Raw genomic sequence first — 1,275 nt, 5'->3', positions numbered from 1 at the left:
GGCAGTATGGGGCCGCGGTGCGGCTTGCGCGCCCTCGCCGGATGAGGCCTTCGTGGGTGTGGAGCGCGAGGGGTCGCGGTATCTCAGCTAGCCAACCGTCGAGTAGTAGGCCAGGTGTCGTGCACGTACCAAGTCACCCAATAGACGGGGGAGAACAGGACAGCACCCAAGGACAAAAGCGTGCCAGCACCGCGCCGGCGCTGGCCCAAGGCGGTAAGCGCGCCGAAGGAGAGATATGCGCTGGCCGTCAGGAGGACGAGAAGCGTCACAAAGAGCCACAGCACATGTCTCAGCGTACGTGTCGGCTGCAGGTGGACAGGCTATTTGACGTGCATCGCATGTGCGGCTGCAAGCCTGGACCGAATCCACGTCAGGGATGTTGTCGGATGCGTGGCGTGGCAGAGGGTGGTTGCGGAGAAGGCGAGTGGGGGTCCTCCGGTGAGGCATGGGACGTTGTCGATGGTGGTTTGGGCGCCATAGTCAGGCGATATGTCTGCGGTGGCTTGGTTGCGGACGGCGTTTTCGATGTCCTGGGCTGYGAGTACCCCTGTGTCAGAGTCGGGGTGTGCCCGTGTGGTTCGAGCGACCGACGGTCCTAGTCAGGTGTTGCGAACGGGGGTGATCATTCGTTTTCGGTGCCGGGTTGGGTGATGCCGCGGAGGGTCCATTCGGCGATGTAGGGGTGTTCGTGTTGGCGCAGTGCTTCGGGAAGGTAGATGTAGAAGTAGGGGCTGTCCTGTGGTGCCAGTTGGACTTCGAAGTTCGCCGCGGTGCCAGCATCCAAGGCTGCGATGGCTCCGGTTCCGTTGGTGGCGTGCGTAGTTGGGTGGTAGATCGTGACGGTCCCAAGATTGATGGTGCGGTTCCCGAGCCGGAATGAGTAGTCGACAGGCGCCTCGAGGCGGGTCGTTTCGGTCAGGAGTCGTCTGATCTCGGGCGAGTCGGATCCTGACATGGTGGCGGTGACTGTGGGGAACTGGATCGATTGAACGAGGTGTCCCTCGATCAGGATGCGTGCGATGCGGAGGTTGATGCGGTCCTCGACGCTGAACTCGTCGGGTAGGTAGAACGAGGTGTGTAGGTGACGTTGGACGACGTCGAGGTCGTACGCGCAGTCGTAGATGATGTCGAGGTTCTCGTCGTCTTGATGCGGATGGGGGTCTATGGAGAACTTCATCAGCTGGTCGCCGTTGAGCAGAACAGTGCATACCGCGTCGTCGACGTGGAACAGCTGAGCAAGCTCGATCATTTTGACCGCGTCGGCTGGCAACACCT

1 protein-coding gene is annotated in these 1,275 nt (G+C 61.5%); it reads right to left on the bottom strand.

Annotation, left to right across the window (positions count from 1 at the left end; translation table 11 throughout):
- Nucleotides 1-622: 622 nt before the first annotated feature.
- Nucleotides 623-1,275 (bottom strand): hypothetical protein (locus AB4Z09_RS29085; RefSeq protein WP_442241392.1); only part of this gene is annotated, 653 nt, incomplete at its 5' end.

It is taken from the genome of Rhodococcus sp. TAF43 (assembly GCF_052113525.1).
In the GTDB taxonomy this organism is placed as follows: Bacteria; Actinomycetota; Actinomycetes; order Mycobacteriales; family Mycobacteriaceae; genus Prescottella.
This window is presented reverse-complemented; position numbering and strand designations above follow the sequence as displayed.